We start from the raw sequence: 618 nt of genomic DNA, 5'->3' as shown, positions 1-618 counted from the left end.
GTCGCGGGGCGATGGCGCTGGGTTACCAGACCGCGGGCATCGGTGACAACGCCACGGCGGTCGGCAACGGCGCCTTCGCGATCGGCGCGGGCGCCACGTCGCTGGGCGGGGCCGCTTATACCGACGCGGATTCGGCCACGGCCATCGGCAACAACGCGGCTGCACGCGGGCAGAGCGCCACCTCGGTCGGCGCCGACAGCTACGCCGAAGGGGCGTACGCCATCGCGATGGGAGCGCAGGACGGCACCGGTTACGGCGGCGCGCTGGGCGACTATTCGCTGGCGCTCGGTCTGGACAGCGGCAGCCTGGGCACCCAGTCGCTGGCCATCGGCCTGCTGGCCGGTGCAGTGAACAACTACGCCACGGCGGTGGGCGGTTTCAGCACGGCCTCCGGTGCCTTCGGTACAGCGTTGGGCTACGCCACCACGGCTGCAGGAAGGGCCAGCCTGTCCGTCGGCGTGCAGGCCGACGCGGAAGGCGATTACGCGGTGGCCATGGGCGCCGGCGCCCAGGGCCTGGGCGTGGATACGGTGGCCGTCGGCGACAGTGCTGCCGCCGCGGCCGACTCGGCCACGGCCGTGGGCGGCGCCTACACGGACACCGACGGCACGGTCTACA

1 pseudogene is annotated in these 618 nt (G+C 73.1%); it reads left to right on the top strand.

Annotated features, from left to right (window positions below):
• Positions 1-618: pseudogene (locus UU7_RS18765) on the top strand (hypothetical protein); the annotation flags it as partial.

The sequence above is a fragment of the Rhodanobacter spathiphylli B39 genome, from assembly GCF_000264295.1.
GTDB lineage: Bacteria > Pseudomonadota > Gammaproteobacteria > Xanthomonadales > Rhodanobacteraceae > Rhodanobacter > Rhodanobacter spathiphylli.
The sequence above is the reverse complement of the archived record's forward strand: the minus strand, read 5'-3'. Positions and strand labels throughout refer to the sequence as shown.